This is a genomic window from Nitrososphaerales archaeon (assembly GCA_032906765.1).
Classification (GTDB): domain Archaea; phylum Thermoproteota; class Nitrososphaeria; order Nitrososphaerales; family Gagatemarchaeaceae; genus DASPPF01.
This window is the reverse complement of record JAJTZB010000005.1, coordinates 25,671-52,188: the sequence shown is the minus strand read 5'-3', so window position 1 is coordinate 52,188 and position 26,518 is coordinate 25,671. Positions and strand designations below refer to the sequence as shown.

General features: G+C 57.2%; 24 protein-coding genes and 1 tRNA gene. 17 read left to right on the top strand and 8 right to left on the bottom strand.

Going from position 1 to position 26,518, the window contains the following annotated elements:
• Window positions 1–6: 6 nt before the first annotated feature.
• Window positions 7–504: a hypothetical protein gene (locus tag LYZ69_06535; GenBank protein ID MDV3278107.1), complete on the bottom strand. Its 498-nt coding sequence runs from the start codon at window positions 502–504 to the stop codon at window positions 7–9.
• A 171-nt stretch (window positions 505–675) separates the two neighbouring features.
• Here LYZ69_06535 and LYZ69_06530 point away from each other — a divergent pair, with 171 nt between their 5' ends.
• From LYZ69_06530 to thiL, 12 genes are all read left to right on the top strand, one after another.
• Window positions 676–1,134, top strand: coding sequence for a hypothetical protein (locus LYZ69_06530; protein MDV3278106.1), 459 nt, complete (start codon window positions 676–678; stop codon window positions 1,132–1,134).
• The gene (locus LYZ69_06525; protein ID MDV3278105.1) at window positions 1,131–2,138 is read left to right on the top strand and encodes an alkaline phosphatase family protein; all 1,008 of its coding nucleotides are present in this window, start codon (window positions 1,131–1,133) and stop codon (window positions 2,136–2,138) included. Before LYZ69_06530 ends, LYZ69_06525 begins: the two co-directional genes overlap by 4 nt.
• Before the next feature lie 270 nt (window positions 2,139–2,408).
• Window positions 2,409–3,521: a hypothetical protein gene (locus LYZ69_06520; protein ID MDV3278104.1), complete on the top strand. Its 1,113-nt coding sequence runs from the start codon at window positions 2,409–2,411 to the stop codon at window positions 3,519–3,521.
• Between the two features lie 160 nt (window positions 3,522–3,681).
• Entirely contained in the window at window positions 3,682–5,394 is a 1,713-nt protein-coding gene (locus LYZ69_06515) for an ABC transporter substrate-binding protein (GenBank protein ID MDV3278103.1), read from the top strand.
• Between the two features lie 7 nt (window positions 5,395–5,401).
• Window positions 5,402–6,454 (top strand): ABC transporter permease, encoded by a 1,053-nt coding sequence (locus LYZ69_06510; protein MDV3278102.1) that lies wholly within the window; start codon window positions 5,402–5,404, stop codon window positions 6,452–6,454.
• Window positions 6,454–7,380: an ABC transporter permease gene (locus tag LYZ69_06505; protein MDV3278101.1), complete on the top strand. Its 927-nt coding sequence runs from the start codon at window positions 6,454–6,456 to the stop codon at window positions 7,378–7,380. Before LYZ69_06510 ends, LYZ69_06505 begins: the two co-directional genes overlap by 1 nt.
• A 2-nt stretch (window positions 7,381–7,382) precedes the next feature.
• Entirely contained in the window at window positions 7,383–8,363 is a 981-nt protein-coding gene (locus tag LYZ69_06500) for an ABC transporter ATP-binding protein (GenBank protein ID MDV3278100.1), read from the top strand.
• Window positions 8,364–8,369: 6 nt separating this feature from the next.
• On the top strand, window positions 8,370–9,410 hold the full coding sequence (locus LYZ69_06495) for an ABC transporter ATP-binding protein (GenBank protein ID MDV3278099.1): 1,041 nt from the start codon (window positions 8,370–8,372) through the stop codon (window positions 9,408–9,410).
• Between the two features lie 85 nt (window positions 9,411–9,495).
• Entirely contained in the window at window positions 9,496–11,022 is a 1,527-nt protein-coding gene (locus LYZ69_06490; protein MDV3278098.1) for an alkaline phosphatase family protein, read from the top strand.
• 76 nt (window positions 11,023–11,098) lie between these two features.
• Complete coding sequence (locus tag LYZ69_06485; protein MDV3278097.1) at window positions 11,099–11,347, top strand: hypothetical protein; 249 nt, start codon at window positions 11,099–11,101, stop codon at window positions 11,345–11,347.
• Between the two features lie 65 nt (window positions 11,348–11,412).
• Window positions 11,413–12,714, top strand: a complete 1,302-nt coding sequence (locus LYZ69_06480; GenBank protein ID MDV3278096.1) for a hypothetical protein — start codon at window positions 11,413–11,415, stop codon at window positions 12,712–12,714.
• Between the two features lie 13 nt (window positions 12,715–12,727).
• Window positions 12,728–13,675 carry a thiamine-phosphate kinase gene (gene thiL, locus LYZ69_06475; GenBank protein MDV3278095.1) on the top strand — a complete coding sequence of 316 codons (948 nt, stop codon included), beginning with the start codon at window positions 12,728–12,730 and terminating at the stop codon, window positions 13,673–13,675.
• Here the strand turns inward: thiL and glmM are convergent.
• On the bottom strand, window positions 13,667–15,034 hold the full coding sequence (glmM, locus tag LYZ69_06470) for a phosphoglucosamine mutase (GenBank protein MDV3278094.1): 1,368 nt from the start codon (window positions 15,032–15,034) through the stop codon (window positions 13,667–13,669). The two genes, thiL and glmM, sit on opposite strands and share 9 nt — an antisense overlap.
• Window positions 15,035–15,132: 98 nt before the next feature.
• On the opposite strand from glmM, the gene LYZ69_06465 reads away from it, so the two are divergent.
• The 4 genes from LYZ69_06465 (at window position 15,133) to LYZ69_06450 (ending at window position 17,306) form a co-directional block, all read left to right on the top strand.
• A tRNA-Arg gene (locus tag LYZ69_06465) sits at window positions 15,133–15,240 on the top strand.
• A 52-nt stretch (window positions 15,241–15,292) separates the two neighbouring features.
• Window positions 15,293–15,886, top strand: a complete 594-nt coding sequence (locus tag LYZ69_06460; protein MDV3278093.1) for a GNAT family N-acetyltransferase — start codon at window positions 15,293–15,295, stop codon at window positions 15,884–15,886.
• 114 nt (window positions 15,887–16,000) lie between these two features.
• Window positions 16,001–16,393 (top strand): hypothetical protein, encoded by a 393-nt coding sequence (locus LYZ69_06455; protein ID MDV3278092.1) that lies wholly within the window; start codon window positions 16,001–16,003, stop codon window positions 16,391–16,393.
• Window positions 16,394–16,598: 205 nt separating this feature from the next.
• Window positions 16,599–17,306 carry a class I SAM-dependent methyltransferase gene (locus LYZ69_06450; protein MDV3278091.1) on the top strand — a complete coding sequence of 236 codons (708 nt, stop codon included), beginning with the start codon at window positions 16,599–16,601 and terminating at the stop codon, window positions 17,304–17,306.
• A 39-nt stretch (window positions 17,307–17,345) separates the two neighbouring features.
• On the opposite strand, the gene LYZ69_06445 is transcribed toward LYZ69_06450, so the two are convergent.
• The 3 genes from LYZ69_06445 to LYZ69_06435 all read right to left on the bottom strand — a co-directional run bounded on the left by LYZ69_06445 (window position 17,346) and on the right by LYZ69_06435 (window position 19,166).
• Window positions 17,346–17,942: a proline iminopeptidase-family hydrolase gene (locus LYZ69_06445; GenBank protein MDV3278090.1), complete on the bottom strand. Its 597-nt coding sequence runs from the start codon at window positions 17,940–17,942 to the stop codon at window positions 17,346–17,348.
• 69 nt (window positions 17,943–18,011) lie between these two features.
• Entirely contained in the window at window positions 18,012–18,215 is a 204-nt protein-coding gene (locus LYZ69_06440; protein ID MDV3278089.1) for a hypothetical protein, read from the bottom strand.
• Window positions 18,216–18,269: 54 nt separating this feature from the next.
• Window positions 18,270–19,166, bottom strand: a complete 897-nt coding sequence (locus LYZ69_06435) for a VIT1/CCC1 family protein (GenBank protein ID MDV3278088.1) — start codon at window positions 19,164–19,166, stop codon at window positions 18,270–18,272.
• A gap of 234 nt (window positions 19,167–19,400) precedes the next feature.
• Between LYZ69_06435 and LYZ69_06430 the strand changes: the two genes are divergently transcribed.
• A complete protein-coding gene (locus LYZ69_06430; GenBank protein ID MDV3278087.1) occupies window positions 19,401–19,541 on the top strand; it encodes a DUF5679 domain-containing protein in 141 nt (46 codons plus the stop codon).
• A 51-nt stretch (window positions 19,542–19,592) separates the two neighbouring features.
• Here LYZ69_06430 and leuS read toward each other — a convergent pair whose 3' ends face one another.
• The 3 genes from leuS to LYZ69_06415 are packed head-to-tail and all read right to left on the bottom strand — an operon-like array spanning window position 19,593 to window position 26,444.
• Window positions 19,593–22,424 (bottom strand): leucine--tRNA ligase, encoded by a 2,832-nt coding sequence (leuS, locus tag LYZ69_06425; GenBank protein MDV3278086.1) that lies wholly within the window; start codon window positions 22,422–22,424, stop codon window positions 19,593–19,595.
• A gap of 5 nt (window positions 22,425–22,429) precedes the next feature.
• On the bottom strand, window positions 22,430–25,159 hold the full coding sequence (gene alaS / locus LYZ69_06420; protein MDV3278085.1) for an alanine--tRNA ligase: 2,730 nt from the start codon (window positions 25,157–25,159) through the stop codon (window positions 22,430–22,432).
• 55 nt (window positions 25,160–25,214) lie between these two features.
• Window positions 25,215–26,444 carry a zinc ribbon domain-containing protein gene (locus LYZ69_06415; protein MDV3278084.1) on the bottom strand — a complete coding sequence of 410 codons (1,230 nt, stop codon included), beginning with the start codon at window positions 26,442–26,444 and terminating at the stop codon, window positions 25,215–25,217.
• Between the last annotated feature and the right edge of the window lie 74 nt (window positions 26,445–26,518).

Here is a 26,518-nt window from a genome sequence, read left to right as displayed (position 1 = left end):
TTCTTCTCAGCGTCTTGCTTTGACGCCTATCTTCTCCATCAGCTTCCCGAGCTCGGAGTCGTCGGCCGCGTCCATCCTGAGATACTTTAGAATCTCGTCCTCCTTCATCCCGACCCTCCTGGCCTCCGCTACCGTGTTTCTGTAGGCCTCGAGCTCTGTTGGGCGCTCGACGTATTCGAACGCTTGGTCGTAGAGTTCCCTCCCCTCTAGGAACTGGCGGACGTGCACAAGGACGTGTATGATGTCCAGGTAGATGAAGTCCGATTTCGCGGAAGAAAGGTGCTTGTGTCCAACGCAGATTGTGCCCGTGTCCCTATCGAGCCAGAGCCCCGAATCTGTGGCCTCGACCCTAAGCTTGAGGTGCCGCAGTATCTTCGACATCTCTTCCTTCGAGCCGAAGACCTTCTGCAGGGCGACAGATGCCTCGAGCCCCCTGAACACGTCGGCAAGCCTGTACTCTCCGACGCCAGCGCTCCTCTTCACCCTGAACCACGTCACGTGCAATGCGAGGACGGAAGCGGCTTCTGCAAATCAAAAGGCCCAAGCTCAAAAAGACATACGAATACGGTGAAGTTTGGTTAACAGGTTCTAGGGCCGGATGATAGCAGCGACCCCGTGGTTACTGCAGGCGCTCTGAATCCTTAAATTATCAGTTTGTAATTTATCGTACTTGACGTGCGTAGACTCGGACTAATCATTCTTGCGTTCGCTCTTGTTGTCGTTGTCTTTGTTGCGTATGTTGCCTACGAATCGGTCCCGAGCACGCAGCACACCACCACCGTCGTGAGCACGGCGGGGAACCTGGTCGCCGTGACAGGACAGCTTCCTTCGTCGTCGTGCGTTCAGCCTGCGGGGGCCTATGGAAACACATCTCTTACTATTAACTGGGGGAACCTTGCCCCGGGCACGGAAGGCATTCAGTTCCTCTGCATAGAGAACACGGGAACGATTCGCGTGAACCTGACCGTCACCTCCACTCTTTCGACTGCTATCGGAAGGGTCACCTCGCCCGAGGCAGGAACTGTTCTGAACGGGAAGGGCGCCGAATTGATGGAGTTGGACCTGTGGTTGTCGTCGAGCGTGCAGACCGGTCCAATATCCTCTTTCACGATAACGATAGGTGGTGAGAGTTGATAAAGGCGATTCTCTCTTCAGTTTTTGTCATCGCGCTACTTCTCAGCAGCGTCTTCGCTGCTTCGTCGACAACTTTGGTGATAACGAATACCGCAAACGTCGTGGGGTTCGCTCCGAGTTCGCACAAGTTTGACTATGTTGTGGTGATTCTCCTAGAGAACATACCACTTCGTGCCGTCGTCAATGGCACATCGACTCCTTTCATGCAAGCGTTCGCAAAGAACTACTCTCTGGCCATGCAATACACAGCGATCGCCCATCCGAGCCTTCCCAACTATCTCGCTATGTTCTCTGGACAGCAGTTCAATCCGTGGAGCGCCGCGGACTGCGGGCCGACCGGCGACACGGGCTCCTGCACCGCAAAGAATGCGACTAATCTTGTTGACAGACTCGAAGCAGCACGTCTGACATGGAAGGCTTACGTCGAGGACTACCCTGCCAAGGGCACAGGGAAGCTGTACTCCTCCGGAGGGTGCTACCTGGGCGAGGAGCAACCGACGAACTATCTAGCCAGACACGTCCCGTTCCTCTATTTCAACGACATCATAGACAATCCTTCACGTTGCGCACGCATCGTCGAGGCCAACTCTATTGTGGGCACGTCGCAAGAGACTGACGACGTACTTTTGAAGGACCTGGGGTCGGTTGCTACGGCTTCGAACTTCATGTGGCTAACTCCGAATGTCCTGGACGATATGCATGATTCGAACATGACTTTCGGCGACAAGTACCTTTCCAACATCGTTCCGGCGATCCTGAGTAGCAATGTCTTCAATACCCAGAAGGCCGCTCTATTCATCGTCTTCGACGAAGGGAATGTTCAGTACCCATCGGACTGGGTCTATGCTGTTTGGGCGGGTCCGGTGGCCAAGAGAGGATACCAGTCTTTCACTCACTACACCCACTATTCGTTCTTGAGCACAATCGAACAGAACTGGGGCCTCCATCCATTCACTTCCAATGACGTCAACGCTCCGAGCATGATGGAGTTCTTCGGTTCCTAGCGAACTGTCGGGCCCGCCGCTGACATCAGGACGCTAAGACAGTCGTGGCTTCTTGCAGCCATCTTGTCTCGAGGGCACTAGCGTGTCTCCAAATTGGCAACGCTCCTTCAGAAATCCAAATTGGTTGTAGTCGAGATTCTCAAAGAGCTTGTTCCACTCATCCCTGTCGAATCCCTGTTGGAGACCGACACCGCACTATGCTGGAAACCGCGCATGACGAGCGCCCCCTAAGACTTTTAAGGCCATTTCTTGTTCCGATTCACGTCGGACATGGAAAAATCCAAGATACTAGCTATCGCATTCGTCGCACTCTTTCTTTCTGCCTCCTATCTCATCTTCATTCCCTTGCCAGCGAGAGCAAGCAGCGGCCTGGTAGTGGCCTTCGACTACTATCACGTCCAAGTGGGTAATCAGACAGTCTACAGAGCTTACGGCGTTCCTGGCCCGTCCTATGAGCAGGTCGACCGAGCACATCTGTTCGGCAACCTGACAAAAGCCGGTTACACAATAAGTCTGATCAACGGCAGTCTGAGTTCCAGCGCCCTGCAGAATGTAAACGTGCTCTTTCTCGGCAAGCTGAGCGACCTTTCATTGAACTACACCACCTCTGAGGTCCAAGCAATCAAAAGTTGGTTCCAGACTGGCGACAAATTGCTGATGGTGAGCGGTGACAGCGACTACACGTCAAATGACACAGCGGACATGGGTTGGCACGTAGGCGCAACCAATCACATCCTCACCGCCATTGGCTCTCAACTTCGACTGGAGATTGGCGAAGTCACAGACCAGCCGGGAGTTGGTGCCTCTGGGGCGGGCTTCAGGGTCTACGCGAATTCCGCTCAGGGCGGGGTCAACAGCCAGGGCTGGGCTAACAACATGACTGCGAATACGCAGAAGGTCAGGTTCCACGGCACAACAAACGTCATAGGCTGGTCGAGCGGCAAGTACGTCGACTTTGGCTCAATCCCATCCAGTGACACGGTGACTTGGCTCTACAGGACAAGCCCGCAGGGGACGGTCGGCCTTTACGGTGCTGCCAAACCGTACGTGTCGGCAGTTCAGTCAGCTGGCCAGTACGTCCTGGCGGCGGCTGAGAAGATTCCAGAGGGCAGCACGTACAGCAAGGTCATCGTCGCTGGCGCTGGGTTCTACGGCAACTATGTGATAAACGCAGACACAGAATTCTCGTATAACATCACCTTCCAAGGGCTAACCTTCATCCTGAACGCAATAAAGTGGGGTACGACATCTGAAGCAGTCCCATCGAGCCTCAACTGGCCACTCATCATAGGTGCAGCAGCAGTCATCATAATCATCGTCGCAGCAGCCGCGGCCTACGTCATGAGAAGGAAGCCGAAGCCCCAAGCAGCGGCTCCGAGGTAAGGCTTACCTTCCCCTCCTTTTTCTTGCGTCTACCAGTCGGAGACATGGACCGCTTCCCAAAAGTCCGCGTCTCGACCACCGCTCTCGGCAAGATTACTCGAAGAAGGAGAAACGGCGATTCGCCAATACTTATATCGCCCGTCCCTGAATTTTCAAACCGATGCGAACTTCCTACTCTTGTCGCAGACCGGGAATCTCAAGAATGATTATCGTAGTTGCGGTTGTGGCCATCGTCCTGATAGCAGCGGGTGGCTACGTCCTCTTGGCTCCTTCCCGCGGCGGTACGCATCCAAGCACGGGAAAGGTGCTGGTCGCCGTAAGGAACTCCCAGACGAGTGACATGGATCCGAGGGAGACTCCGAGCATAGACATAGTGCAGAACGTCTACAACAGGCTGACGGTTGTGCTGCCGAACCAGACCGCCGTTCCCGATCTCGCGACGAGCTGGACCTCCAATGCCAACTACACGGTCTGGGACTTCAAGCTCAGACAGGGCGTTACTTTCCACGATGGGGCCCCGTTCAACTCCACGGCGGTCGTCTTCTCCATACTCGACACCGTCAAGCTGGGACAGGGAGACGCCCCCGACACGTGGGCGGGCCTGAAGAGCGTAACTGCACTCGACCCCTATACTGTGAGAATCACGTGGGACTTCCCCGCGCAACTGCCTGCTATCGTCGGAGCCGGTTACTCGGCGTTTATCTTCAGCCCGAATATCTGGACTTATTCTGGAGTATCTCCTGGGAACGACTCGGGACTCGCCACGTGGTTCTCTACGTACCACGATGATGGAAGTGGGCCTTACGTGATTCAGACCAATCAGTCTGCTTTCGCGACGGGCATAACCCTTCAGGCGTACTCCAAGTACTGGGGAGGCTGGCAACCGAACCAATTCAAGAGTGTGTTCATCAAGTGGGTTACGCAAACGGGCACGGCTGTCCAGTATCTCCTGTCGGGCCAAGTGAACATGACCGGCCTTAACGGCCAATTCCAGTATCTCCCCCAGCTAAAGTCTGCGGGCATCAACGTGATTCCCTCGAAGTCTTTCGCTGCAATTTGGATGCTATTCAATACGCGTCATCCTCTATTGAACAACCCTGTGGTTAGGAGGGCGCTTCTTACTGCTGTCAACTACAACCAGGTCTTGAACCAGTCATTCTATGGTTACGGGCTGCTCTTTGGAGGTGGGATAAATCCCGGAAAGTTTGCCTACAGCAGTTCGACACCCACGTTTCCTGCCAAGGGAGACATTGCGCAGGCAAAGAAGCTCCTTGCCTCGATAGGCATAACCGGAGGCCTGAACGCGTCTTGGGTGATAACGTACTCCACGGGCAGTCCCTTCCTGGGCGTTGCTGCGCAGGTACTTCAGACGAACTGGGCTCCTTTGGGGGTGACGCTGAGCATTCAGGGGACTGACTGGGGTTCGCTATCTCAGAAAGCAGGCTACTACAACTCCACGACGCGGACAGTCTTCGCCCCAGGTTCGCTGAGTTACGCCAATACGACGGGCGCACAGGATATTCTTCTGCTGAACTGGGTGGGCACGACAAATGACCCGTGGCTTGTAATGAACGAGCTCTTCGCCATTCAGCCTCCTCCCTACCAGCATGACATTCTCTACAATTGGTGCTACTGGACCAATGCAACATTCACGGACCTGCTACAGAAGGCGCACGTGGACGAGGCGATCAACCCGCCACTTGCACAGCAAGAGTACAACGCCCTGAACGTGATGTTGTACCAGGCCGCGCCGGGCTGGCCCCTCTTCGCAGAGCAGACCGTCATCGCCCTTGGACCTCACACGATGGGCTACCAGGCCAACCCGAACTATGGGTTCGCCTACCCGTTCTGGTACCAAATGTACTACGGTTGACTATGGCTTGAACGTAGGCTGGTACGTGACTCGAAGGGCCGCACTCTCTTTCTTTGTGGTCATAGGCACAATCGTCGTTACCTTCTATCTGTCGCACCTGCTGCCCGGGAACCCAGCTGTCCTATACGCCGGAAGCAACCCCGGCCCTGAAGAGATCCAAAGAATAACCGAACAGTATGGTTTCAACAAGCCGCCGTTGACGCAATTCTGGATCTACCTGTCGAGCATATTCAGGGGAGACCTCGGAACCTCGGTCGTAGTGAGACAGCCTGTCGCCAGCCTGGTGGCACAGGCACTCCCAAACTCGCTCGTTCTCGCTGCGATGGCAGCCACGATAGCCGCAATCGTGGGAATCCCGCTAGGAATACTGGCAGCAAGAAGTCGCAACAGCAAGCTCGACAATTTTCTTCGAATCTTCTCCATGAGCGCCGTGGCGCTTCCCCAATTCTGGTCGGGACTGATACTGCAGCTGGTCTTCTTTTCAAGCTTGCACCTTTTTCCTCTAGGCGCGTATGGTGGCTCCCTCTTCTTCCTCTCTCAACACCCAATACCAAGGATAACCGGTTCCTACTTCGTCGACGCCCTTCTGTCGGGCAATTTTGCGGCGGAGGGACAGATCCTCTGGAGCCTCGTGCTGCCCCTCGTAACGCTTTCGGCCTACCCCATCGGTGTCATAATCAGACAAACGAGAGCGTCAATGATAGGTGTCTTGAACCAGGACTACATCCGGACGGCCAGAGCGTATGGCCTACCGAGACTGGAGGTTGAGACGAAATTCGCACTCAAGAATGCGCTTGCTCCTGTGCTCGTTTCCCTCGGCCTTATCTTCGCGGGTTCTCTGATAGGCGTGGTCTTTGTCGAAGACATCTTCGTGCTACAGCCTGGTCTTGGCTCCCTGATCAGGACCGGGCTCGGGGTGGGGACCACGTCTACCTCTATCAGTACGCCTGACGTTCCCCTGATACTTGGGGTGGCCATAGTCACGTGTATCGTGTACGTTGTGACTAACTTTGCCGTTGACATGATTCAGCTCGTGGTTGACAGGAGAATCACAGTCTGATGACAGAGCCCACCCCTCACCCATCGCAGTCCTTCCGGGGGACAGGCAGATTGGTCAGGAGGTTCCTGCAGAGCCTCCGGTCACTCTTCCGTGAGAAGATGTTCGTGGCTGGGATTATCATGGTGGGCGCGATGGTCTTCATCGGCGTCTTCGCCGCCTGGGTATCGCCATACCCAGCCCAAGGGATGGGGCAGACCGCCCTAACATCTTGCCCCTCCTCTGCTGCGGGAATATGTCCCCCCTCCCCCGAGCACTGGTTCGGGACCGAGCAGACGGGCCGAGACATAATGAGCAGAGTATTCTTCGGCATTCGAACGTCAATAACGATATCCGTCCTTGTCGTCCTCCTGGCAACAGCGATAGGCCTCGCCGTGGGGCTCACTGCGGGCTACTTCGGGGGGCTGGTGGATGAGGGATTGATGCGAGTCACGGACATCTTCCTCTCGTTCCCTCACCTCATTCTTGCTCTCGTGATCGTGGCCGTCCTGGGCCCCGGATTCATCGACGTCCTGATTGCTCTCGGGTTGACCTGGTGGCCTTCATTTGCCCGGCTCGCCAGGGCACAAGCCTTGGAGATACGCAGTAGACCATACGTTATCGTCGCAAAGGCTAGTGGTGTTGGCAGCAGAAGCATAATCGGAGGGCATATTCTGCCGAACGCCATCTCGCCGCTACTTGTGCTGATATCTGTGGACCTTGGGGCGGTGGTCTTGGCCGAGGCAGGGCTTAGCTTCTTGGGACTGGGCATTAGGCCTCCCACCGCAGACTTGGGCGTGATGATAGCCGAATCCGCCAACCAGATCACCACGGCGTGGTGGTATGCCCTGTTCCCCGGCATTTTCCTTACCATTCTGGTCATCGGATTCAACCTCGTCGGCGACAGTGTCAGGGACATGGTTGACCCGAGGCTCAGGAGGCACCTCTGAGATTGGGCTCCGACAGCGGCGAGCTCTTGCAGGTCAGGGACCTTTCCCTGGACTACCTCTCCCGCCAGGGCGCGGTGCATGCTTTGAACAAGGTGAGCCTTTCTCTCCAGCCTTCACAGATGCTTGGAATCGTCGGGGAGTCTGGTTCGGGGAAGTCGACGCTCGCCTATGCAATAATCCGGTTATTACCCCCCAATGCTGTCTACCGCTCAGGCAAGGTTATCTTCGACGGAACCTCGATCTTGGACCTCCCTGAGAACAGACTGAAGGGAATCCGTGGCAAGAAAATCTCGATGGTCTTCCAGGACCCAATGACTTCGTTGAACCCCCTCTTCCGCGTAAAGGACCAGCTCGGGAGAGTGCTTGAGCTGCACAGGGGCGTGAGCAAAGTAGAAGCGCGGCGCCTGGCACTGGAGTGTCTGAAATCGGTGGAGCTTCCCGACCCGGAGCAGGTGCTCGAATCCTACCCATTCCAGCTCAGCGGCGGAATGCAGCAGAGAGTCATGATAGCCATGGCACTTTCGACCCAGCCGGACCTAATCATGGCCGACGAGCCAACATCAGCGGTAGACGCAACCATTCAGGTGCAGATCCTAGAGCTCCTCTCTCGGCTGAAGCGTGAACACGCCTTTTCCATGCTCTTCATCACACACAGCTTGGATGTGGTGTCTGTTGTCTGCGACAGCGTTGCTGTCATGTACGCAGGGAGCGTGGTGGAGACGGGTAAGGTTTCTGACATTTTCTCAAATCCGAAGCACCCGTACACCCAGGCACTCTTTTCAGCAATCCCAAGGCCGCGAAGGAGCACCTCCGAACCGAAACAGCTTCAATCAATCAAAGGAAACGTCCCTGACTTGCGCTCCATCCCAAGTGGCTGCAAGTTCCATCCGAGGTGTCCCTTTGCATTTGATCGATGCAAAGTGGAGGACCCCGCTTTCAGGGCTGTTGCTCCTCGGCACGAGGTCGCCTGCCACCTCTACTAGGTGTGATTGAAGACGACTGTTCTTGTCTCGATTCAGTCACTCAAGAAGTACTTCCCCGTGAGCCGACTCCCGTTCACTCGGAAGCAGTACGTCCGGGCGGTTGACGACGTGAGCTTCGAAATAGAGCAGAACACCATCTTCGGGCTGGTTGGCGAGTCGGGCTGCGGGAAGAGCACGCTTGGGATGAGCATACTAAGGCTGCTCGAGCCCACCGCCGGCAAGGTCTACATGGAAGGCATAGACATTGCCTCGCTGAAGGGCAAGGAACGCGCGAAATGGAGCAGCCAAGTCTCCTACGTCTATCAGAACCCCATCTCGTCCCTTGACCCCACTTGGACCGTGGAGCAGTCAATATCAGAGCCCCTGGCTGCCGGCCACGTCCCCTGGTCCGAAAGGAGGGCGCTCGTATTGCAGTCCTTAGCCGCGGTGGGGCTCCCTGATTACTTCATCGATAGGTTCCCCCACGAGCTGAGCGGTGGGCAGAGCCAGAGGGTCGCAATAGCGAGGGCTCTTGTGCGGAAGCCAAAATTCATGGTTCTAGACGAGCCTACGTCAGCGCTGGACGTCTCGATCCAGGCTCAACTCCTGAACCTCCTGATTGACCTCCAAGAGAAGTTCGGGCTCACCTACTTCTACATTTCCCATGATCTGAACGTTGTGGGACGCGTCTGTGACAAGATCGCTGTGATGTACATGGGCAAGATCGTCGAGGTCGGAGACGCATTGGAACTCTTCGCCACCCCGAAGCATCCCTACACTCAAGCCCTCATCTCAACAACTCCCACCAAGTCTTCCGGCTTCCTCGGATTCAGGCTTAGGGGGGAACTCCCGAGCCCGAGAAACCCGCCAAGAGGATGTCGATTCAACACAAGGTGCCCCTATGCCACCTCCATCTGCTTCGAAGAAGAACCAAGACTCTCCAAGGCGTCGGGCATTCACCTGGTTGCGTGTCACAATCTCGAACTCGTGGCTCAGGGAAAGGTCCAAGTGCAGGAGAACTTTCAACCTATTGCGCCAAAGGGTGTCGAGGAACCCGCAATGCAATGATGCCATTAGCAAGAACTGGACGCGGCAGGCGGTCGCGTGATTGCAATAGAGCTAAATTCCCGACGGGGACAAAGCGTGGGGTTCTTTGAAGAGACGCATGACCCTGTCGGCTGTCTTGATTTCTGCCCTTTTCGTCACGAGTTCCTTGACACCCATGGCAGCCGGCTCGTCGACGAATAAGATTCAGCACATAATCTTCATAGTGCAGGAGAACCACTCTTTCGACAACTACTTCGGGACCTATCCTGGGGCCAACGGATTTCCGGCCGGTCTCTCCATCCCCGCCAATCCAGCTGTGCAGAACTCCACTCGCTACAGCCCGTATCTCTTGGCGGACAGCCAGCCAATTTACCTAGTCGGGGACGAGCTCCCCCCGGGGGTATCCGATCCGAGCCAACTGACGCTCGACACCTCCAAGTACTTGCCGCATCATCTAACTAGCGAAAGCGCCGGCCTCCTGACCAATGCATGGTCCGCGGCGCACGTAGCCTATGACAACGGGAAGATGGATGGTTTCATAAACGCACAGGGTGGAAACGCCGAGACGATGGGCTACTATGGCCGGACAGATATTCCGTATTACTGGGACTACGCCGATCACTACGTTCTTTGCGACAACTTCTTCTCTTCTCTGATGGGTGGCAGCTTCCCCAACCACCTTTACATCGCGTCAGGCTCAAGCGGGCCTGTGACCGGACTCAACTACAGCTTTGTCTCGAATGGTGGAATCGTAGATAACCTGGCAGGCTCCTATCCCTATGACAACCTGACTTTGGCTTGGGGGACCCTGGCCCAAGAGCTGACCATGACCAACACATCCTGGAACTGGTACGACGGCGACCCAGTACCCACCGCGCCCAGCGCCTGGAACGTCCTTCCCGAATTCAGTTACTTCCAAAAGAATCCTCAGTTGATCGGTGAGCACATCAAGAGCACCCAGTACTTCAGCTCTGACATACTATCGGGGAAACTGGCGGCTGTCTCCTGGGTAATACCAGGGTCTTGGAACCCTCCCACACTCCCTTCCAGCTTCATCGGGATGGACACGAGCGAACACCCCCCAGCAAGAAGTGATGCCGGGATGGACTACGTCGCGTATCTCGTGAACACCGTGATGAAGAGCCCCTACTGGAATTCAACAGCCATAGTCCTGACCTGGGATGATTGGGGAGGTTTCTATGACCATGTCGTTCCACCGCAGGTGGATTACTTCGGCCTTGGGTTCAGGGTTCCGACGCTAGTGATCTCTCCATGGGTAAAGCCCCACTACATTGACCACACGCAGTATGAATTTGGGTCCTTACTCAAGTTCGCAGAGACCAATTTCCATCTGTCTAGTCTTGGAACGCGAGATGCCTACGTCGGTACAAACGACATGTTCTCCATGTTTGACTTCAACCAAGCTCCCTTGCAGGCATTGATAGAGCCTGCTAATTTTGTTCAGCAGTCGCCGCCCTCGTCCACCTCATCGTCTTCAAGTCAGCAGTCGACGCAGCCTCCACCAACTTCCGCCGGATTGTTGTACGTCATCGCGGGCGGTGCTGTCGCTGTTGTCTTCGTCGTGGCAGGGTTCACGTATGTCATCTGGAGAAGAAGCAGGCTGGCGAAATAGCCAAGTGCATACAAGTATCATTGCTGGCTGAAGTTTCAGAACCGGAGAATGTCCCGGTGGGATAGGCCAATCGCAGATGTTCCGTCTCGATCTGGAGAAGGGCACACTCCCATCGAAGTATGACTCATGCCGTCTTTCCAACATTCACGATAGTGTGCTGGAGCTTCTCGGGGTCGGCGGTACGAGGAGGCTGCCGTCCGATGTCTTTGATGGAGTTGACACAGACGGAGTGGAGAAGATAGTCCTGTTCGTCTTCGACGGGTTCGGGAGGGCCATCTACTATGCCGCGCTCGGTTCCTCCTGCGGGGCACCCGTGGGCGGCTGAGCCACCAGCCGTCACTCGTCGAGGATTCTTTATGACGCCCCGCATATCACAAGAGGCGTGGACCTATGATCGCCTCGGTCAGCGGCATCAGGGGGATACTCAACGCAGACATCTCGCTTGCAGACTTCGCCAGGTTCGCGTCGAACTTCGCTCGGATCACGGGGTCTGATGGGTTCCTCATCGCCAGGGACACGAGGAGCACTGGGGAGGTCATCAAGAGGGCTGTCGTAGGCGCACTCTTGGCCAGCGGGGCCGAGGTCGTTGACTACGGGGTGATATCCACGCCTGCGCTGTTCAGGGAGAGCCTCACCCGGAAGAGGCCAGCCATCATGGTCACGGCGTCGCATAACGAGCCAGAGTTCAACGGGTTGAAGTTCATCGTCGACGGTATGGGCGTAGGGTCCGAAGTCGTCGACAAGGTCGTCGGGAAGGCGGAAGGTCAGATAGGGGGTTTCGCGCGAGGGAGGCTGAAGCACCAGCCGAAGGCCAGCTACAACGACGACCTGGTGCGCAGGTTCGGTGAAGATTCGTTCGACGGCGTCAGGGTGGCGCTCGACCTGGGAGGCGGGGCCGCCATCTCCCACGCTGTCCCCGTGCTGAGGAGGCTCGGGTGCGATGTGGTCTCAATCAACGACAGCTACGGGATATTCAACAGGAAGATTGACCCCACAAAGGACGAGCTGACCGCCCTCCAGAAGATGACCAAGGCGGGTGGGTGCGCCATCGGACTTGGGTTCGACTGCGACGGCGATAGGCTGGTCATCGTGGACGGCGACGGAAGGAAGAGGACGGGAGACTACATGCTGAGTCTTGCTATCTCTCGCGCTCTGCTCGAGTCGGAGCGGAAGGACGTGGTCGTCTCTGTGGACACCACTTCCGCTGTGGACGAAGTGGTGGGCAAGCACGGAGGGAAGGTGTTCAGGTCGAAGGTCGGCGAGGCGAACGTAGTAGAGATGATGCACGAGGAGATGGTCGAGATTGGGGGTGAGGGAAGCAGCGGCGGCTTGATTGATGCCTCGTTCAACTACTGCAGGGACTCTATGCTCGCGGCGCTCCTGATCATCGAGGGTCTGAAGGAGAAAGGTCCGGGGTTCTACAACGAGGTGAGGAGCTACCAGCAGGCAAGGGACGCCTTTCCGATGCCACGCCAGAAGGCGATGAAAGCGATCAAGAGGCTCGCTGCCGAACACCAAGGTGCAGACACGACTGATGGAGTGAAGATTCGCCTCTCGCGTGGGTCGTGGGTCCTCGTCCGTCCCTCTAACACAGAGGACGTCATGAGGGTGTCGGTCGAGGCAAAGACAGCGCAGGAGGCGGCCAAGATAGTCAAAGTGTACTCGAACAGGGTCAGGGAGATGAGCAGGTAGCACGCCAGACGAATTGGAGATAATCGGGTCGGTCCTCAGGTTCACTGGAAGGCTTCCGAGGGGCTACGGGAAGATAGGAGACGACGTGGCGATCGTGCCTGTCGCAGGGAAGAAGCTCGTCCTGAAGGTGGACATGCTTGTGGAGAGCACCGACGTCCCGAGGGGTATGACGTTCAGGCAGGCTGGCCGGAAGGCTGTCGCGATGTGCGTGAGCGACTTCGCCGCCAAAGGCGTCAAACCTGATTCGTACATGGTCTCGTTGGGCGTCCCCAAAAAGATGGGCAGCCGCGACATCGACGACCTGGCCCTCGGGTTCAGGGACGCATCGAGAGAATGGGCCGTGAGACTCGTAGGCGGCGACACCAATGAGGCAAAGGAACTTGTGGTGGATTGCACGATGGTCGGCTTCGGCGGACACGTCGTCGGGAGAGGGGGAGCCAAGCAAGGAGACATCGTCGCGACCACGGGGCTCTTCGGCTGTCCACCCGCCGGACTACAGATTCTCATCAGAGGAGCGAAGGCTGCCGCGGGCTTCCGCAGGGCAGCCGTGAAGAGCGTCCTTTCACCCACGCCGAACTTGCGACTTGGGCTCGCTCTTGCCGGCTTCTGGACGTCATCGATGGACTCGAGCGACGGTCTGGCGAGGAGCCTTCACGCGCTGGCCAGGGCGAGCGGGGTCGGGATGGAGATTCACACACTCCCGACAGCCGATGGCGTGGAGGAGTTCGCGAAGGCTAACAAACTCTCGGCAAGGCGCTTGGTCCTTGAGGGAGGGGAAGAGTACCTGATCGTCGGGACGATGAAGGCAAGAAGGTTCTCGGGGGCGAGCAGGGTCGCGGAGAGAAACGGGGGGAGGATCTTCGAAATCGGCAGGGTGACAGGCCGCAGCGGACGGGTCACGCTGCGCTCGCGAAACGGGACGAAACCAATCGAAGACGCAGGATGGGTCCACTTACGCTGAGGCTGCCTTGATCACTTTGGCGAACCTCTTCGTGAGAGCGTCAGCCTTCTCCTGACTCTGGGACTCGGTGAAGATTCTGATTATCGGCTCCGTCCCGCTCGGCCTGACCAGAACCCAAGAGTGCTCGTCCGTCAATATCTTGAGCCCATCGATGCGCTCGACCTCTCCCTTCGCCTGCCTCTCCACTGCCCTCATGACTGCACCGACCTTCTTCTTCTCAATCTCAATCTTCATTTTTGCTTGGAAGAACTTCGAGACGGAGAAAGACACTGCCCGCGAGAAAGCGACGCCCCTGGCCGCCAGGCACTCTAACATCAGCGCGGTTGTCATCGCGCCGTCTCTGACGGGTATGTGCGGCGAGTAGATGCACCCCCCGTTCTCTTCGAAGCCGAAGAGAGCCTTCCTCTCCAGCATCGTCCTGGAGACCTCCACGCTGCCGACCTTGGTCCTGATCACCTTCCCGCCCCTCTTCTTCGCCACGACATCTATCGCCTGACCGGAGCTCACGGGGGTGACAACGGTGCTGTCTGGGTTCTTCTCGAGGAGGTAGTCGGCGATGAGGCAACCACTTTGGTCGCCCCACAGGATTCTGCCGTCCTCGTCGCAGAAGATCGACCTGTCGCCGTCTCCGTCGTACGCAACGCCGAGGTCGGCCCCGACAGACCTAACGGCGAGGGAGAGGTCCTTCAGGGCATCCGGCGTGGGCTCTGGGCCCCTTCCGAGGAAGTTCCCATCCAGAATCGAGTTGAGCGTGATCAGCTTGCAGCCGAGCGCCTCCACGAGGTATGGAGCGGCCGCGCACTGGGCCCCGTTGCCCAGGTCCATGACGACCGTGAACTTCCTTTCTGATATCGACTTCGCGTTCACCTTCGAGAGCACCCCCTTGAGGTAATTTCTCACAACTGATGGCTCTTGGCGCGCCACCCCCACACTCTTCCAGTCAGCCCTCGTCTGTGCGCCGTCGAAGAAGACCTTCTCTATACGCTGCTCGTCCAGCCTTGGTATCTCGACCCCCTCTGGCCCCATCACCTTCAGGCCGTTGTACTCCGGTGGATTGTGGGAGGCCGTCACCATTACGCCCCCCTTGAAGCCCAGAGTCTTCACCGCGTACTGCAGCGCCGGGGTTGGGACCACACCAGCCTCTGCCACGTCACGACCCGAACTCATCAGGCCCGCCACTGTTGCGTTGGCTACGGCCGGACTCGAGTTCCTGCCGTCCTGACCGAGAAGGACCTCCCCCTCTCCGAAGTACGTTCCCAGTGCCTCACTGAGAGCTATCACGAAGTCGAGGTCGTGCGAGACGCCAGGAACGAACCTGACCCCGTTTGTACCAAAGAGCCTCTGCTGTGATACAGCCAAGGCTGCCCGTTCCGGCGCAGTTCTGTTAAAACCCTTCGGATTAATCGGGTTCTGGAAACCGCAAAAGCTTATCTCGAATCGAGGCGGCCGAGGTTCTTGGGCCCGTAGCGCAGATCTTAGGAGCGCAGTACGGATAGCGTGGCAGCCTTCTAAGCTGTAGAGAGCTAAGCTCGCAGAGGTCGTGGGTTCAAATCCCACCGGGCCCGCTTCAGCACCAAGTCAACCTTAAGCCAGTGGTTCACAGGAGTTGAGAGTCACATGGAAGTGAAATTGGTCACCAGGGAGCTATCTCTGGAGACATGGCCGGACTTCGAGCGGCTCTTCGAAAAGCCCGGCGAGTGGGGTGGATGCTGGTGCATGTACTATCAGAGACCGCACTCTCTGAAAAGTTGGGCCGACAAGATGGGCTTGACTAGAGAGGAGAGAATCGCAAAGAATCGAGAAGATAAGTTGGAACTCGTGAAAGAGAGATGTTCACATGGGATTCTTGTCTACGCAAAGGGAGAACCTGTCGGGTGGTGTCAATACGGACCGAAAGAGGAGTTGCCTAGGGTTGACGCCGGTCGAAAATACAAGAAGCTCGCCCTTGGAGATGATAGTAAGAAACTTTGGAGAATAACATGCTTCGTCGTCGACAGGAAGTTCAGGAGAAAAGGAGTAGCGACTGCCGGGCTGAAGGCAGCCTTGCGCAGCATGGAGAAGAAGGGAGGAGGACTTGTCGAAGGCTACCCTGCGGTCCGGTCGGGGGCTCTTGCTGTATGGTTTGGGACCGTATCGATGTTCGAACGCGAGGGCTTCAAGAAAGTCGCCCCCTTCGGAAGAAGCAACGTTCTGATGAGAAGGTCGATCTAGGAGAGTTCAGGTCCGAACTTGCCACGGTTTTCCATGCGATTCCCACCGGGCCCGCCTTTGAATGGGTATCGTAAGGAATAAAGGGAATCTTCCCGAAACTTCGGACCCGAGATAATGGCACAAAGCGACCCATTGCGGGCTTCCAACCCAAGAGATTTCCATTGGAAACCTAAGGAGACTCTTCCTCCAGGTGCCCATTCCTTCAACGTCTTCGGGAATCCTCCAGAGGGCAACTACGCCTTCTTCGGGAAATTCCCTGCAAAGTACGCTGTGCCAATGCATTGGCATACGAATGACGTCTGGGTAGCAATAATCGAAGGGTCGATGATAATTCGTCGGACAGGATGGCAGGAGGTCAGAATCGGACGAGGTGGCTTCTTCTTCCTACCTAGGAAGATGCAATACATTGTCGATTGTCCAGAGGAATGCGTCTTTCTTGCCTACGGGTACGAACCTTTCGACATCCATTACTTGGACGAGAATGACGACCCGAGGAATCGCAAGTAGAAGTCAACCCAATTGCTAGCAAGCCACGCCTTGGCTATCTCCAAAATGATTACCAGAGCGAGGCTTTGACGCCTATTAGAGTTCGAATCCCACCGGACCCGCCTCCTCCGTGTTGGGGCGTTGTGAGGGCCACACACAACTCTTATTCCGTCGCCTCCACCTAACGTCGGACAGCCTGAAAACAGAGAGTGGACTGTATGGCCCATTGGCCAAGTACTATGACCGAATCTACCACTGGAAGGACTATCGTAAGGAGGCAATCAAAGTCAATCGGCTTGTCCGCAGTCGTGGCAGAATTCGCTGTCGCACACTGCTAGATGTCGGTTGCGGCACTGGGATGCACATCAGGTACCTGAGACGGAACTTCGAGTGCGTCGGCATCGACAACAGCAGGGAGATGCTAGCGGTAGCACGAAGAGAAGTGCCTGGGAGGAGGTTCGAGCAGGGTGACATGGTAGACTTCGCCCTCGGGAGGCGCTTCGATGTTGTGACTTGCCTGTTTAGCGCCATTGGTTACCTGAAGACGAGGAAGAGAGTCCGAAAGGCGATCGACAACTTCGCGAAGCACACCAACACTGGCGGCGTGTTGATTATCGAGCCATGGATAATGAAATCCAAGTGGAGAGACAAAACGGCCGATGTCAAGATGTATGTAGGTCCAGAACTCAAGATAGTTAGGGTGGACTACGGCCGGGCGAGGGGAGCATTCTCGTTCCTTGACGAAAGGTATCTAATCGCTGAGAGGAACAAAGGCGTCTCGTATCTGAAGACGAACCATGTGATGAGGTTCTTCGAAAAGCAGGAGATGCTGGCCATGATGCGGCAGAGCGGGTTCGACGCAGAGTATCTGGCCGAGTCCTTGACAGGCAAAAGGGGACTCCTGGTCGGAGTCAAGAAGGGCGCTCTCGAGTAACTAGACCAGACGCGAGTCAATGTCTGCCCATGGTTACTTTCAGGTTGCCTGAAGAAACCTCGAGACTGTTGAGATGAACTCCTCGCGGTTCTCCCAGAAGGGCGTGTGGGAACAACCTGGGAATATCACAAGTTTCGAACCTCGGATGCCCTCGTGGATTGCTCTCCCAACCTTGGGCGACACCTCGTCGTATTCGCCGGTGACTACGAGTGTCGGGACGCGGATTGTTCGCAACTGCTCCGTAACGTCCCAGTACCTGATGTTGCCTGTGATTGTGAACTCGTTGGGGCCGTTCATCGTGTGGTAAACTGGCCGGCTGATGTGGTTAAGCGAATAGGCTAGCTCCCTTGGCCATTTCTTCAGCCTGCAGATGTGCTTCCTGTAGAAGACCATCGCAGCCTTCTGGTAGGCCGGGTTGTCGTAGTCCCCCTTCGCCTCGTACTTCTCAAGGGTCTGCACAACTCTCTCGGGAAGTCGGCCCTTCATCCTCTGCATCTCCCTGACCGTGAGCGGGACATCATGGAGCCCTCCTACGGTGGTTATGCTTAGCAGGTTCCGCTGGTACTTCAGCGCGTAGGCTATTGCGAGCATTCCGCCCCAGCTCGAACCTATGACGTGGACTCTGCCGAGTCTCATCCTCCTCCTGAAATGCTCGACCTCCTCGACGTAGCGCTCCGGGACGAAGAGCGCGTGGTCCTTCGGGACCTAGGACCTGCCGCACTCGAGCTGATCATAGAAGACCACCCTGTAACCATGGTTCGAGAGGTCGGCCATGGGGAGCAGGTAATCGTGGGTCGCGCCCGGACCGCCGTGGAGACAGAGCACAGTCCCCCTCTCGTCCCTGCCGAAGCTCCTGAAGAACAGCCTGTAGCCGAGGACCTCAACGAAACCCTGGTCGTGGGGACGCAACGCGTCGAACCAGTGTCCGTCTGCGCTTCAAGCCTGCGGGACTGGGTTGGTCGCTCAGATTGTTATCCCGGTCAGGTCCCTGATGAAGTAGCCGAAGAAGTACAGGGCGGCGGTGACACCGAACATTATCAGCAGAATCTCGACGAAGTCCCTCGTGAATGGTTTGTACGAAATCACAGAACTGTAGTAGGTGGCAAGCGCCAGAATCACGACTGCGAAGAAGAGCGACGCGGAGAGCGCGTTCAGCATCACCCTGGTCAGGAAGTACGGCGCTGCCAGGATGACTGCAGTGACGAAGTACGAGATTCCTGTGTAGACAGCCGAGAGTCTTGCCGAGCCCTGGAATCCCTGCTTTGCTTGGGCGAACGCAGCCGAGGCCATCGCCAACGACGCTGCACCGCCAGCGATTACACCCGCCAGGCCTGCAATCACTGTCGAGTTGTAGATCCCGAGCGAGCCAGCGTGGATGCCGGTAATCTCGACAAGCGCGTCAGCGAGCCCAAGCACCACGAACGAGATGTATCGGATGGAGGAGCTCTCAACCCTCCCCCTGAACTCCTTCTCGTGTTGCTCCTCCTCTCTTATGATCTCCCTGAAAGCCTCCTTGTCCTCCGCTGGGATAATGTCGGCGACGGACTTGTACTGCTTGATGACCGTGGATTCGTGTCTCTCAAGGTATCTGACTGCAAAGGTGAGCCCGAAGATTGTCTGGAAGAGTAGGACCAAGTAGAGCTTGGCTCGGCTGAACTTGGGCTTCTCCTCTGGGATGTACTTCTTCCAGAATTCGTAGTGCCTCTTCTCGGTTGCAGAAAGCTCGCGGAGGACCTCGGCGAATGACGAGTTGTTGGCGACCCTCTTCGCCAGTCTGTCGTAAAGCGTGAAGTCAGCGAACTCGTCTGAGATTCCCACCTTGGCCACGGTAGTGAGCAGAGGTTCCTTCGGGTCTGCCATGGGAGGTAGGGGCGGAACCTTGTTCTTTTCTACCTATCTTGCGTCGTTGCCGAGTAATTTCGTTCACACAATCGATGAGAACGATGCAGAAATGTGATTGAAAGATGCAATTTTGAGCTATTGTTTAGGCGGTTGTCCCCCACTTCGAGTCTATTCAAGTGAGACAAAGAGACAGAATAGTTTGGCCTCAGTTATTTATACCCCTGAAGCGCGCCTCGAGGACAGGCATCTCAAATGACCATGGGATATTGCGTCAAATGCAAGGCTTCGCGGGAAATCAAGGGCCCGCAGAAGATTACCATGAAGAATGGTAAGCCTGCGACCACTGGCACCTGCCCGGTCTGCGGAACGAAGATGTTCAGGATTGGCGGCTAGCGGACATCCTCCGCACGTGCCAGCCGTCCTGATCTTTTTTCGAGTACAGAGTCACTCGATGTAGAAGGCGGGCTTCATCGGCAGAGCGTCCTTTGCCCTCTTTCCCGGGTCATGCAGCTTCGGGTCGTCTGCCTTCTGGACAAAAACCTCGATGCCAAGCTCCTCCGACATGAAACCAGCGGCCGCAGCGAGCGTCTTGTGCTCGTCGAACTTGTTCTGCGAGAGGAACCTCCCCAGCAGCTCCTCGCCGAGCTCGTACTGCAGCTTGAAGACACGGTCTGGCTGAATCTTCAGCCCCACGAACTTCTTGACCACAGGTCCGACGCCCCCGTTCTTCGCCTTCGCTTTCACAAGTTCCACGAAGTAGCTGCGGGCGGGATTGGACGCGACGTAGACGTTCAACTTCGACCTCGGGCCCTTGACCACCTTGAGGACGTTCCTGGCGTCGTCCAAAACCCTGTTGACGACTATCTCGGAGAGCTCAGCCTCCTCGTCGATTGGGAAGTCCTTCAGAGAGGGCCAGTCGGCTTGACAGACCAGGCCCTTGCCGCCCAGCTCGTGGTTCAGCTGCTCCGCGACGAAGGGAGTGAACGGGGCAATCAACCTGACCCAGGCGATGAAGACGTCAGTCAGGGTCTGCTTTCTCGACTTGTCGCTCCTGTGGATGTACCAGCGTACGTCGTTCCACACTTCCTGCAGTGCTAGGGCCGCTGCCCTGCGCATCTTGACCTCCTCCATCGCCTGCGTGATGGCGTCGATCCTCCTGTTCATGGTGGAGAGCAGCCACGAGTCGAGCTGGTTCTTCTCCCTCTTCACCGAGGCCTTAAGGCTCTTCTTCACGAACGGGATGATCGCCTCTACCCTGACCTTTGCGTCCTCTGCGTTCCTCGCCCGCCAGTCTGCGTCGTCCATCCCGTCCGCGGTGAGCGCGAGGGCCAGCCTGTAGGCGTCAGGGCCGTATTTCTGGAGAGCGGTCTTCCAGGTGACGAAGTTGCCCCTGGTCTTGCTCATCTTCTTCCCCTCGATCAGGATCATGCCGTTGACGCTGAAGCCCTTGGGCCACAGCTTCTCAGGGAAGAGGGCAGCGTGGTGGAAGGCGAAGAAGGTGAGGTGATTTGGAATGAGTTCCTTGGCCGAGTTGCGGAGGTCGACTGGGTACCAGTAGGTGAACTCCGTGCGCATCTCCTTCAGCAGTTTCTCAGTCAGCTTGACAGCCTTCGCGACGTTCGCCGGGCTCCCCTTGCCCAGGAAGACGTAGTCGCAGACCTCTGGAGTCAGGTTCTCTGGTGCCACCTTCTCCTTGTTCACGAACTTGCTCAGCGTGTAGTACGCCATGTAGATGGTCGAGTCGCTGAGTGTCTCCACTATCCAGTCCTTGTCCCAAGGGAGCTTTGTCCCCATCCCGGACCTTCTCGTGGAGGGCCAGTCTTTCAGCCACTCGATGGTGGAGTAGTACCACTCGCGGGACTCTGGGGGCAGGACCTTCGCCTTCTCGATCAGCTCCCTTGTCTTCGCCTTCCACTCAGGGTTGGAGTAGTTCAGGAACCATTGGTTTTCGAGTATCTTGACGTAGCACCTTGTGCCGCACCTGCAGACAACCTTCTCGGGCAGCTCGAATATCTTCGTGAGTCGCCCCGTCTTGGAGAGCAGCTCAACGGCCTTCTCCTTGGCCTCGCTCACACTCAGGCCGGAGAGCGGGCCGGACCCCTCCTTCATCACTCCCCTGTGGAACTCCTCTTTGTAGAGCTCTGCTGTTGCGTGGTCCAGCTTGGCGTCGGTCGAGTCCACGGCGCCTGACTTCGCGACAGCGTCCTCTGCGGGGAGCGCGGAGTGTCCCTTCAGAGCGATGATGGAGAGTGGCTTGACTGAGTCGGCCAGCTCCTTCACCTGTCTCGCGACCTGATACCTTCCTTGCTGGATGTCCCTGAGGGCGGCGAGGTCGTACGGCGCGTCCGAGGGAACGCTGTAGACCACGCCTGTGGCAAGGGCGGCATCGACGAACCTGGCAGGCAAGATTGGAAGGGACTTGCCTGTCAGCGGCGCCATGGCGTACTTCCCGACCATCTCGGAGCCCTTGAAGGAACGGACCGGTGTGACGTCGTGCTTCTGCTCGGCCAGCCTTGTCAGAGCTGAGGAGCTGACCACCCACAGCTCCCCATCTACCCTCGCCTCGGAGTACTCTTCATCCGGGTTGACCCATAGGTTCGTCGCGCCGTAGATCGTCTCAGGCCTAAGCGTCGCTGCTACGAGAGCGAACTCTCCCAGGTGGAACTTGATCAGGTTGAACTCGTCCGGAGAGACGCCCTCTCCCTCCATCCTGTCGTGGTCGCCCGTAGGGCTCTTGTCGAAGGAGCACCAGACGACCGGATGGGTGCCCTGCACGACGTAGCCTAGTTCGCGCAGGCGCAGGTATTGCCACTCGACGAACTTCTTGTAGGTGGGGTCGACCGTCCTGAACTCCCTCCTCCAGTCTATTGAGAAACCTGTGTCCCTGATCACCTGGCGGCTTACTTTGGTGTAGTAGGATGCAAGGTACTCGGGGTCAACGAACTTGGCAACCTCCTTCTCCGGCACGCCGTCCACATCCACGAACGCTTTCCTGGCGTTCTTGTCTCCGCCCTGGAGCCTGTGGCTGAGGCCGACGATGCTCTGCCCCGTCCAGTGCCAAGCATAAGGGAAGAGAACGTTGTATCCCTGCATCCTCTTGAAGCGGGCGTAGAATTCGACCCTGGCAGCGGTGAAAGCCGTCCCAACGTGGACGGGCCCGTTCATGTAGGGAAAAGGGACGGTGACGAACGACTTCTTCTTGCCCGCGACAGGGTCCGGCTCGAAGACACGCTTGTCTGTCCATACCTTGAGCCAGTACTCCTCCGTCCTCCCCATGGTTCTCAGCTCCCTGCCTTGGCGATTAGACCTTCGGCAGAGGACGCGGCTTCGTGGACCTTCTCAAGCAGCGGGCCCCCTCCCTGGGCGAACGAAGCGGAGCCTCCGCCCGAGCCTCCAAGAATCGGAGCCAGTCTCTTCACTATGTCGCTGGCGGAGAAGCCTGCCTTCCTTGCCGAAGAGCCGACGAAGCAGATTACGCGCGCCGTCTTTTGCGTGGAGAAGACTGTAACGTAGATCAGGGAAGGTTCCGCGGAGACGCACTTCTCTCCCTGAGCAATAATCTGATCCTCGCCAAACGATGGCTGCTCGGCGACATAAAGCTTTGCTGAGCCCAGGTTCTTCGCCGAGGCGATTACCTGAGACGTCGAAGACTCCACGAGCGCCTCGCTAAGGGCCTTCTCCCTCGACCTCGCTGCCTCCAACTCTTGGACGGTGGAGCGGGCGACCTTGGACAGGTTCTCCCTCTGCGTCCCCAGGACGGTGGAGAGCTCTTCGAGGCTCGAGTCCATGGCGTGCATGTACTCTATCGCCGCCTCGCCCGCCACGAAGTTCAGCCTCTCGACACCGTCCTGAATCCTCTCAACCTTCGTTATCTTGACCAGACCTACCTCGCCTGTCGTCCGCGTGTGCGTCCCTCCACACGCCTCGATGTCCCAGCCGCCGATGTCGACGACCCTCAGCAGCTTGGTAGGGACGACCCCGCCCTGATAGAGCCTGAAGCCGTACTTCTGTTCCGCATCCCCCCTCGGCATGGAGGTCGTCTTGACAGACATGTTCTTCCTCACAACGTCGTTGGCGAGGTCCTCAATCTTCTGCACCTCCTGCGGCTTCAGGTGGGAGAAGTGCGTGATGTCTATCCTCCCGTAGTCTTCTTCCTTGAAAGCAGAGTGCTGCCAGACCCAGGGGCCGAGGGTCTGTCTGGCCGAGCCGTTGAGGATGTGTGTGGCCGTGTGGATTTGCATTATCCTTCTCCTGCGCCTCGAGTCGACGTGGCAAGCCACCAGCGCGCCTGCTCGCGGCGCCTTCCCCTCGACCTTGTGAATCACGATGTCGCCGTACTTCTCGGCGTCGACAACCCTGGCGTTCCCTATCGTGCCTTTGTCCGGCTCCTGGCCGCCACCCCTTGGGTAGAAGGACGTCCTGTTGAGGACGACATATTGTCCTTGGAAGACCTTCAGCACCTTCGCTCGGAAGTCCATCGGCGTCTCTTCCTCGTAGTAGAGCAGCCTCGTCGGCCTCACATTCCCCACTTCGAATTGGGGTTTCGGCTCCTCGAACTTGCGCGTGAGGTGCCTAGCCTGAACCTTCTCGTAGAAGTCCTCCGGCATAGTTACCTCGGCACCCGCTTCGATGAGCTGCTCCGGCGTGACGCCGTCCGAGTCGTAGAGCCGGATCAGGTCCTCTGTGGAGACAGACTTGGTCTGGGAGGAGATGGTCGAGACGAGCTTGGACACCCTCTCCGAAGAGGATGAGTACCTGGACTCCTCGACCCCGAGGACTTCGGCCACATCCGCGCGGTGCTCCTCCAGCTCGGGGTACATGCTCCTGAGATAATCGACGTGCCAGTTGACTACATCGGTTATCGTCAGGGGGAACCTGTAGTGCTCGATGAAGTTCATCGCTCTCCTGTAGAGGATTCTCAGGTTGTAGCCGCCGCCCGAGTTGCTCGGGAGCATGCCATCAGCAACGCCGAAGAGAAGCGTTCGAGCGTGGTCCGCTATCGCGTACATCGCCTCGAGCGGTGCGAATTGCTCTTCGAGACTTCTCGCGTCGACCCCGAGCCGCTTCCCTATGACTTCGCGCTGCTCTGACAGCGAGCCGAATTCGTCTGCGTTCATCGTGCCTGCGAGTCTGGAATACTTCAGGAACAGGTTCCTGTCGACCTCGGCCTTGCAGACCTTGTTCATCTTGTTGAGGATGTAGGCAAAGTTTGCGTCGTACGCAGTGGGTGTACCTTGGGTGAGCCAGGTGAACCTGTTCAGCCCGGCGCCCATGTCCACGACGCCGTGCTTCAGCGGCTTGTAGTCCGTCGGAGTGCCCTCGAAGGCTGTGAAGACGGCGTTGCCTAGCTCGAGCCCGCGCACGAAATACTCGAGGGAGTAGCCGAAGGCGCCGTATCCAAGCCAAACGTCCTCGTTGAAAGTTATCTCTTCGCCGTCGATTCCGAATTCTTTCGTCATCAGCCTGAAGTCAAGGTCGATGCACTTGTCCTTCCAGTACCCTTCCTTGTCCGCTATGGCAGTCTGTCCGACCATGACGAAGGACGTGAAATGCTTCCCGCTGACTCCGACGTTCGGGATGTCGTTGAAGCGGAGGCTCATCTGCGGGACGACTAGGGGATTCGCTGGGAGCTGGAAGACGACCTTCCCTCCCTCGACCCTCTGGAAGTCTATGATCGAGGCCACTGTGAAATAGAGGTCAGGCCTCCACCTGCTAACCACTGGGTAGCGCTTCACGCTGGCGTGCCCGTTCCTGACGAAGAAGCGCTCCATCGTCTTCCACGCGCCGACCGCGTCGAACTTCTTTTTGGTGGGCGGGTCCCCGATGAACGAGTAGGGAGAGCACGGCTGGTCGTCGCACCTCTTCCTGTTTTCGTCGAGAGTCCAGAAGAACTTGCCGCAGTTCTCGCACCGCTTCCTGATGAAGCCCTCCCTCTTGAAGAGGTCGACCATGTAGTAGCGCTTGTAGTCGGCTGAGAACTTTGCCCTCAGAACCTCCTTCTTTTCATTCAAACGGTGGATTCACTTTTCGAGGTTGCTCCGACCTCCCGAGTAGATAAACTGTAAACTACCCACGGCTGAAGCTCGCGGGCTTTCCCCTCTCCAGAGTCAACAGAGGCACAGCCATTTGGCTCTGGGCCATCGGAGACGGACGGAGGAGCGCGTTTACGGGCACTCTCCTGCCGGAAAGACTGAAGGTCGTTATCTGGTTGGGAGAACTCCCTCGCTCCAGCAGGGATTTCGCGGCTATGGCCAGACTGGCCTTCCTGTCGCTGTTGACGACGAGGCCGCACTTGCATCTGAACAGGGAATAGTTGTCACTTGCATGCCCTCTCCCGACTGCACCGCAGTGGGGACACCACTTGGACGTGTGCCAGCTATCGACCGTGTTCAGCGTGATACCTTTGTCGAAGCATCTCTGTTCGAGGTTCCGTCTGAAAGCGTAGAAGGGGATTCGCATCACTTGGCGGTTGAACCGCTTCCCCTTGGGACTGAAGCGTCTGAGGCTCTCGATTGCGACCTCAGCATCATGCCTGAGCGCGAGGGTCGTAACGTCTCTCACAACCTCGCCGATCCTGTTCTTGACGAAGTTGTGCTCCCTGGCCTTTGCCGCTCTGAGTTTCTTCGTGGCAGAACGGCTGCCAAGGTCGGCGTAAGATTGGAGTGTGCTCTTGCGCTCGAACATTTTCCTCCGCCTCTCCCAGATGTCCTTGCCGAGATATAGCTGCCTCAAGACCCTGCCTTCAGGAGAGAGCACACTCACTGCAAAGCACTTGCTGTTGACATCTACTCCGAGGACGTTCTTCCTTCTGGGCGCCACAGCGTCGGCCTTGTAGAGGTGCGCCGCGACCTGCAGGTCAGGAGTCAGCCCGAAGGTCTTGCACGCCCAGCCAGAACCGAGCAGCCCGGAGAAACGCTGCCAGTTGCGGTTCTTCCTGATCGGGACAGCAATCCTCTTCTTGGGGTAGAGACCGAGTTCGACGAAGGTGAACCCTCTGGTCTTGAACGTCTTGCAGTTGCGGGGGACGTTGAACTTCACTGTCACGCCATCCATTCTTTCGCATTCTATCTGCTTCTTCCAGGTGCCCCTGGCAAGGTCGCAGACGACCTGGCTGCCGAACCCGGTGAGCCTCTTGGACTCGGAACCGACACCATGCCAGAAGTCTTTGAATCTCCGATGCTTCAGCCGCTCGGAGAGGAGGCGATTGGCTTCGGCTGTGGCAGCCTCCTCGAACGTGGAGAGGATCTTCTGCTTGGCGGAGGTGGCTTCTGTTTGAAGAAGGATGACGCGCTGCATTCTCCCAACCGACGAAGGAAGAGCACAGAGAACCATTTAAGCGCCAAGACCTCGCTCCCCCCACCAGTGAACGG

Bases quoted from the DNA above. Each gene is read 5' to 3' on its own strand.
- leuS (MDV3278086.1), bottom strand. From the start codon at position 22,424: ATGGGGAGGACGGAGGAGTACTGGCTCAAGGTATGGACAGACAAGCGT.
- LYZ69_06485 (MDV3278097.1), top strand. From the start codon at position 11,099: ATGTTCCGTCTCGATCTGGAGAAGGGCACACTCCCATCGAAGTATGAC.
- LYZ69_06480 (MDV3278096.1), top strand. From the start codon at position 11,413: ATGATCGCCTCGGTCAGCGGCATCAGGGGGATACTCAACGCAGACATC.
- LYZ69_06430 (MDV3278087.1), top strand. From the start codon at position 19,401: ATGACCATGGGATATTGCGTCAAATGCAAGGCTTCGCGGGAAATCAAG.
- LYZ69_06445 (MDV3278090.1), bottom strand. From the start codon at position 17,942: ATGAGACTCGGCAGAGTCCACGTCATAGGTTCGAGCTGGGGCGGAATG.
- LYZ69_06435 (MDV3278088.1), bottom strand. From the start codon at position 19,166: ATGGCAGACCCGAAGGAACCTCTGCTCACTACCGTGGCCAAGGTGGGA.
- LYZ69_06460 (MDV3278093.1), top strand. From the start codon at position 15,293: ATGGAAGTGAAATTGGTCACCAGGGAGCTATCTCTGGAGACATGGCCG.
- LYZ69_06520 (MDV3278104.1), top strand. From the start codon at position 2,409: ATGGAAAAATCCAAGATACTAGCTATCGCATTCGTCGCACTCTTTCTT.
- LYZ69_06515 (MDV3278103.1), top strand. From the start codon at position 3,682: ATGCGAACTTCCTACTCTTGTCGCAGACCGGGAATCTCAAGAATGATT.
- LYZ69_06455 (MDV3278092.1), top strand. From the start codon at position 16,001: ATGGCACAAAGCGACCCATTGCGGGCTTCCAACCCAAGAGATTTCCAT.
- LYZ69_06505 (MDV3278101.1), top strand. From the start codon at position 6,454: ATGACAGAGCCCACCCCTCACCCATCGCAGTCCTTCCGGGGGACAGGC.
- LYZ69_06415 (MDV3278084.1), bottom strand. From the start codon at position 26,444: ATGCAGCGCGTCATCCTTCTTCAAACAGAAGCCACCTCCGCCAAGCAG.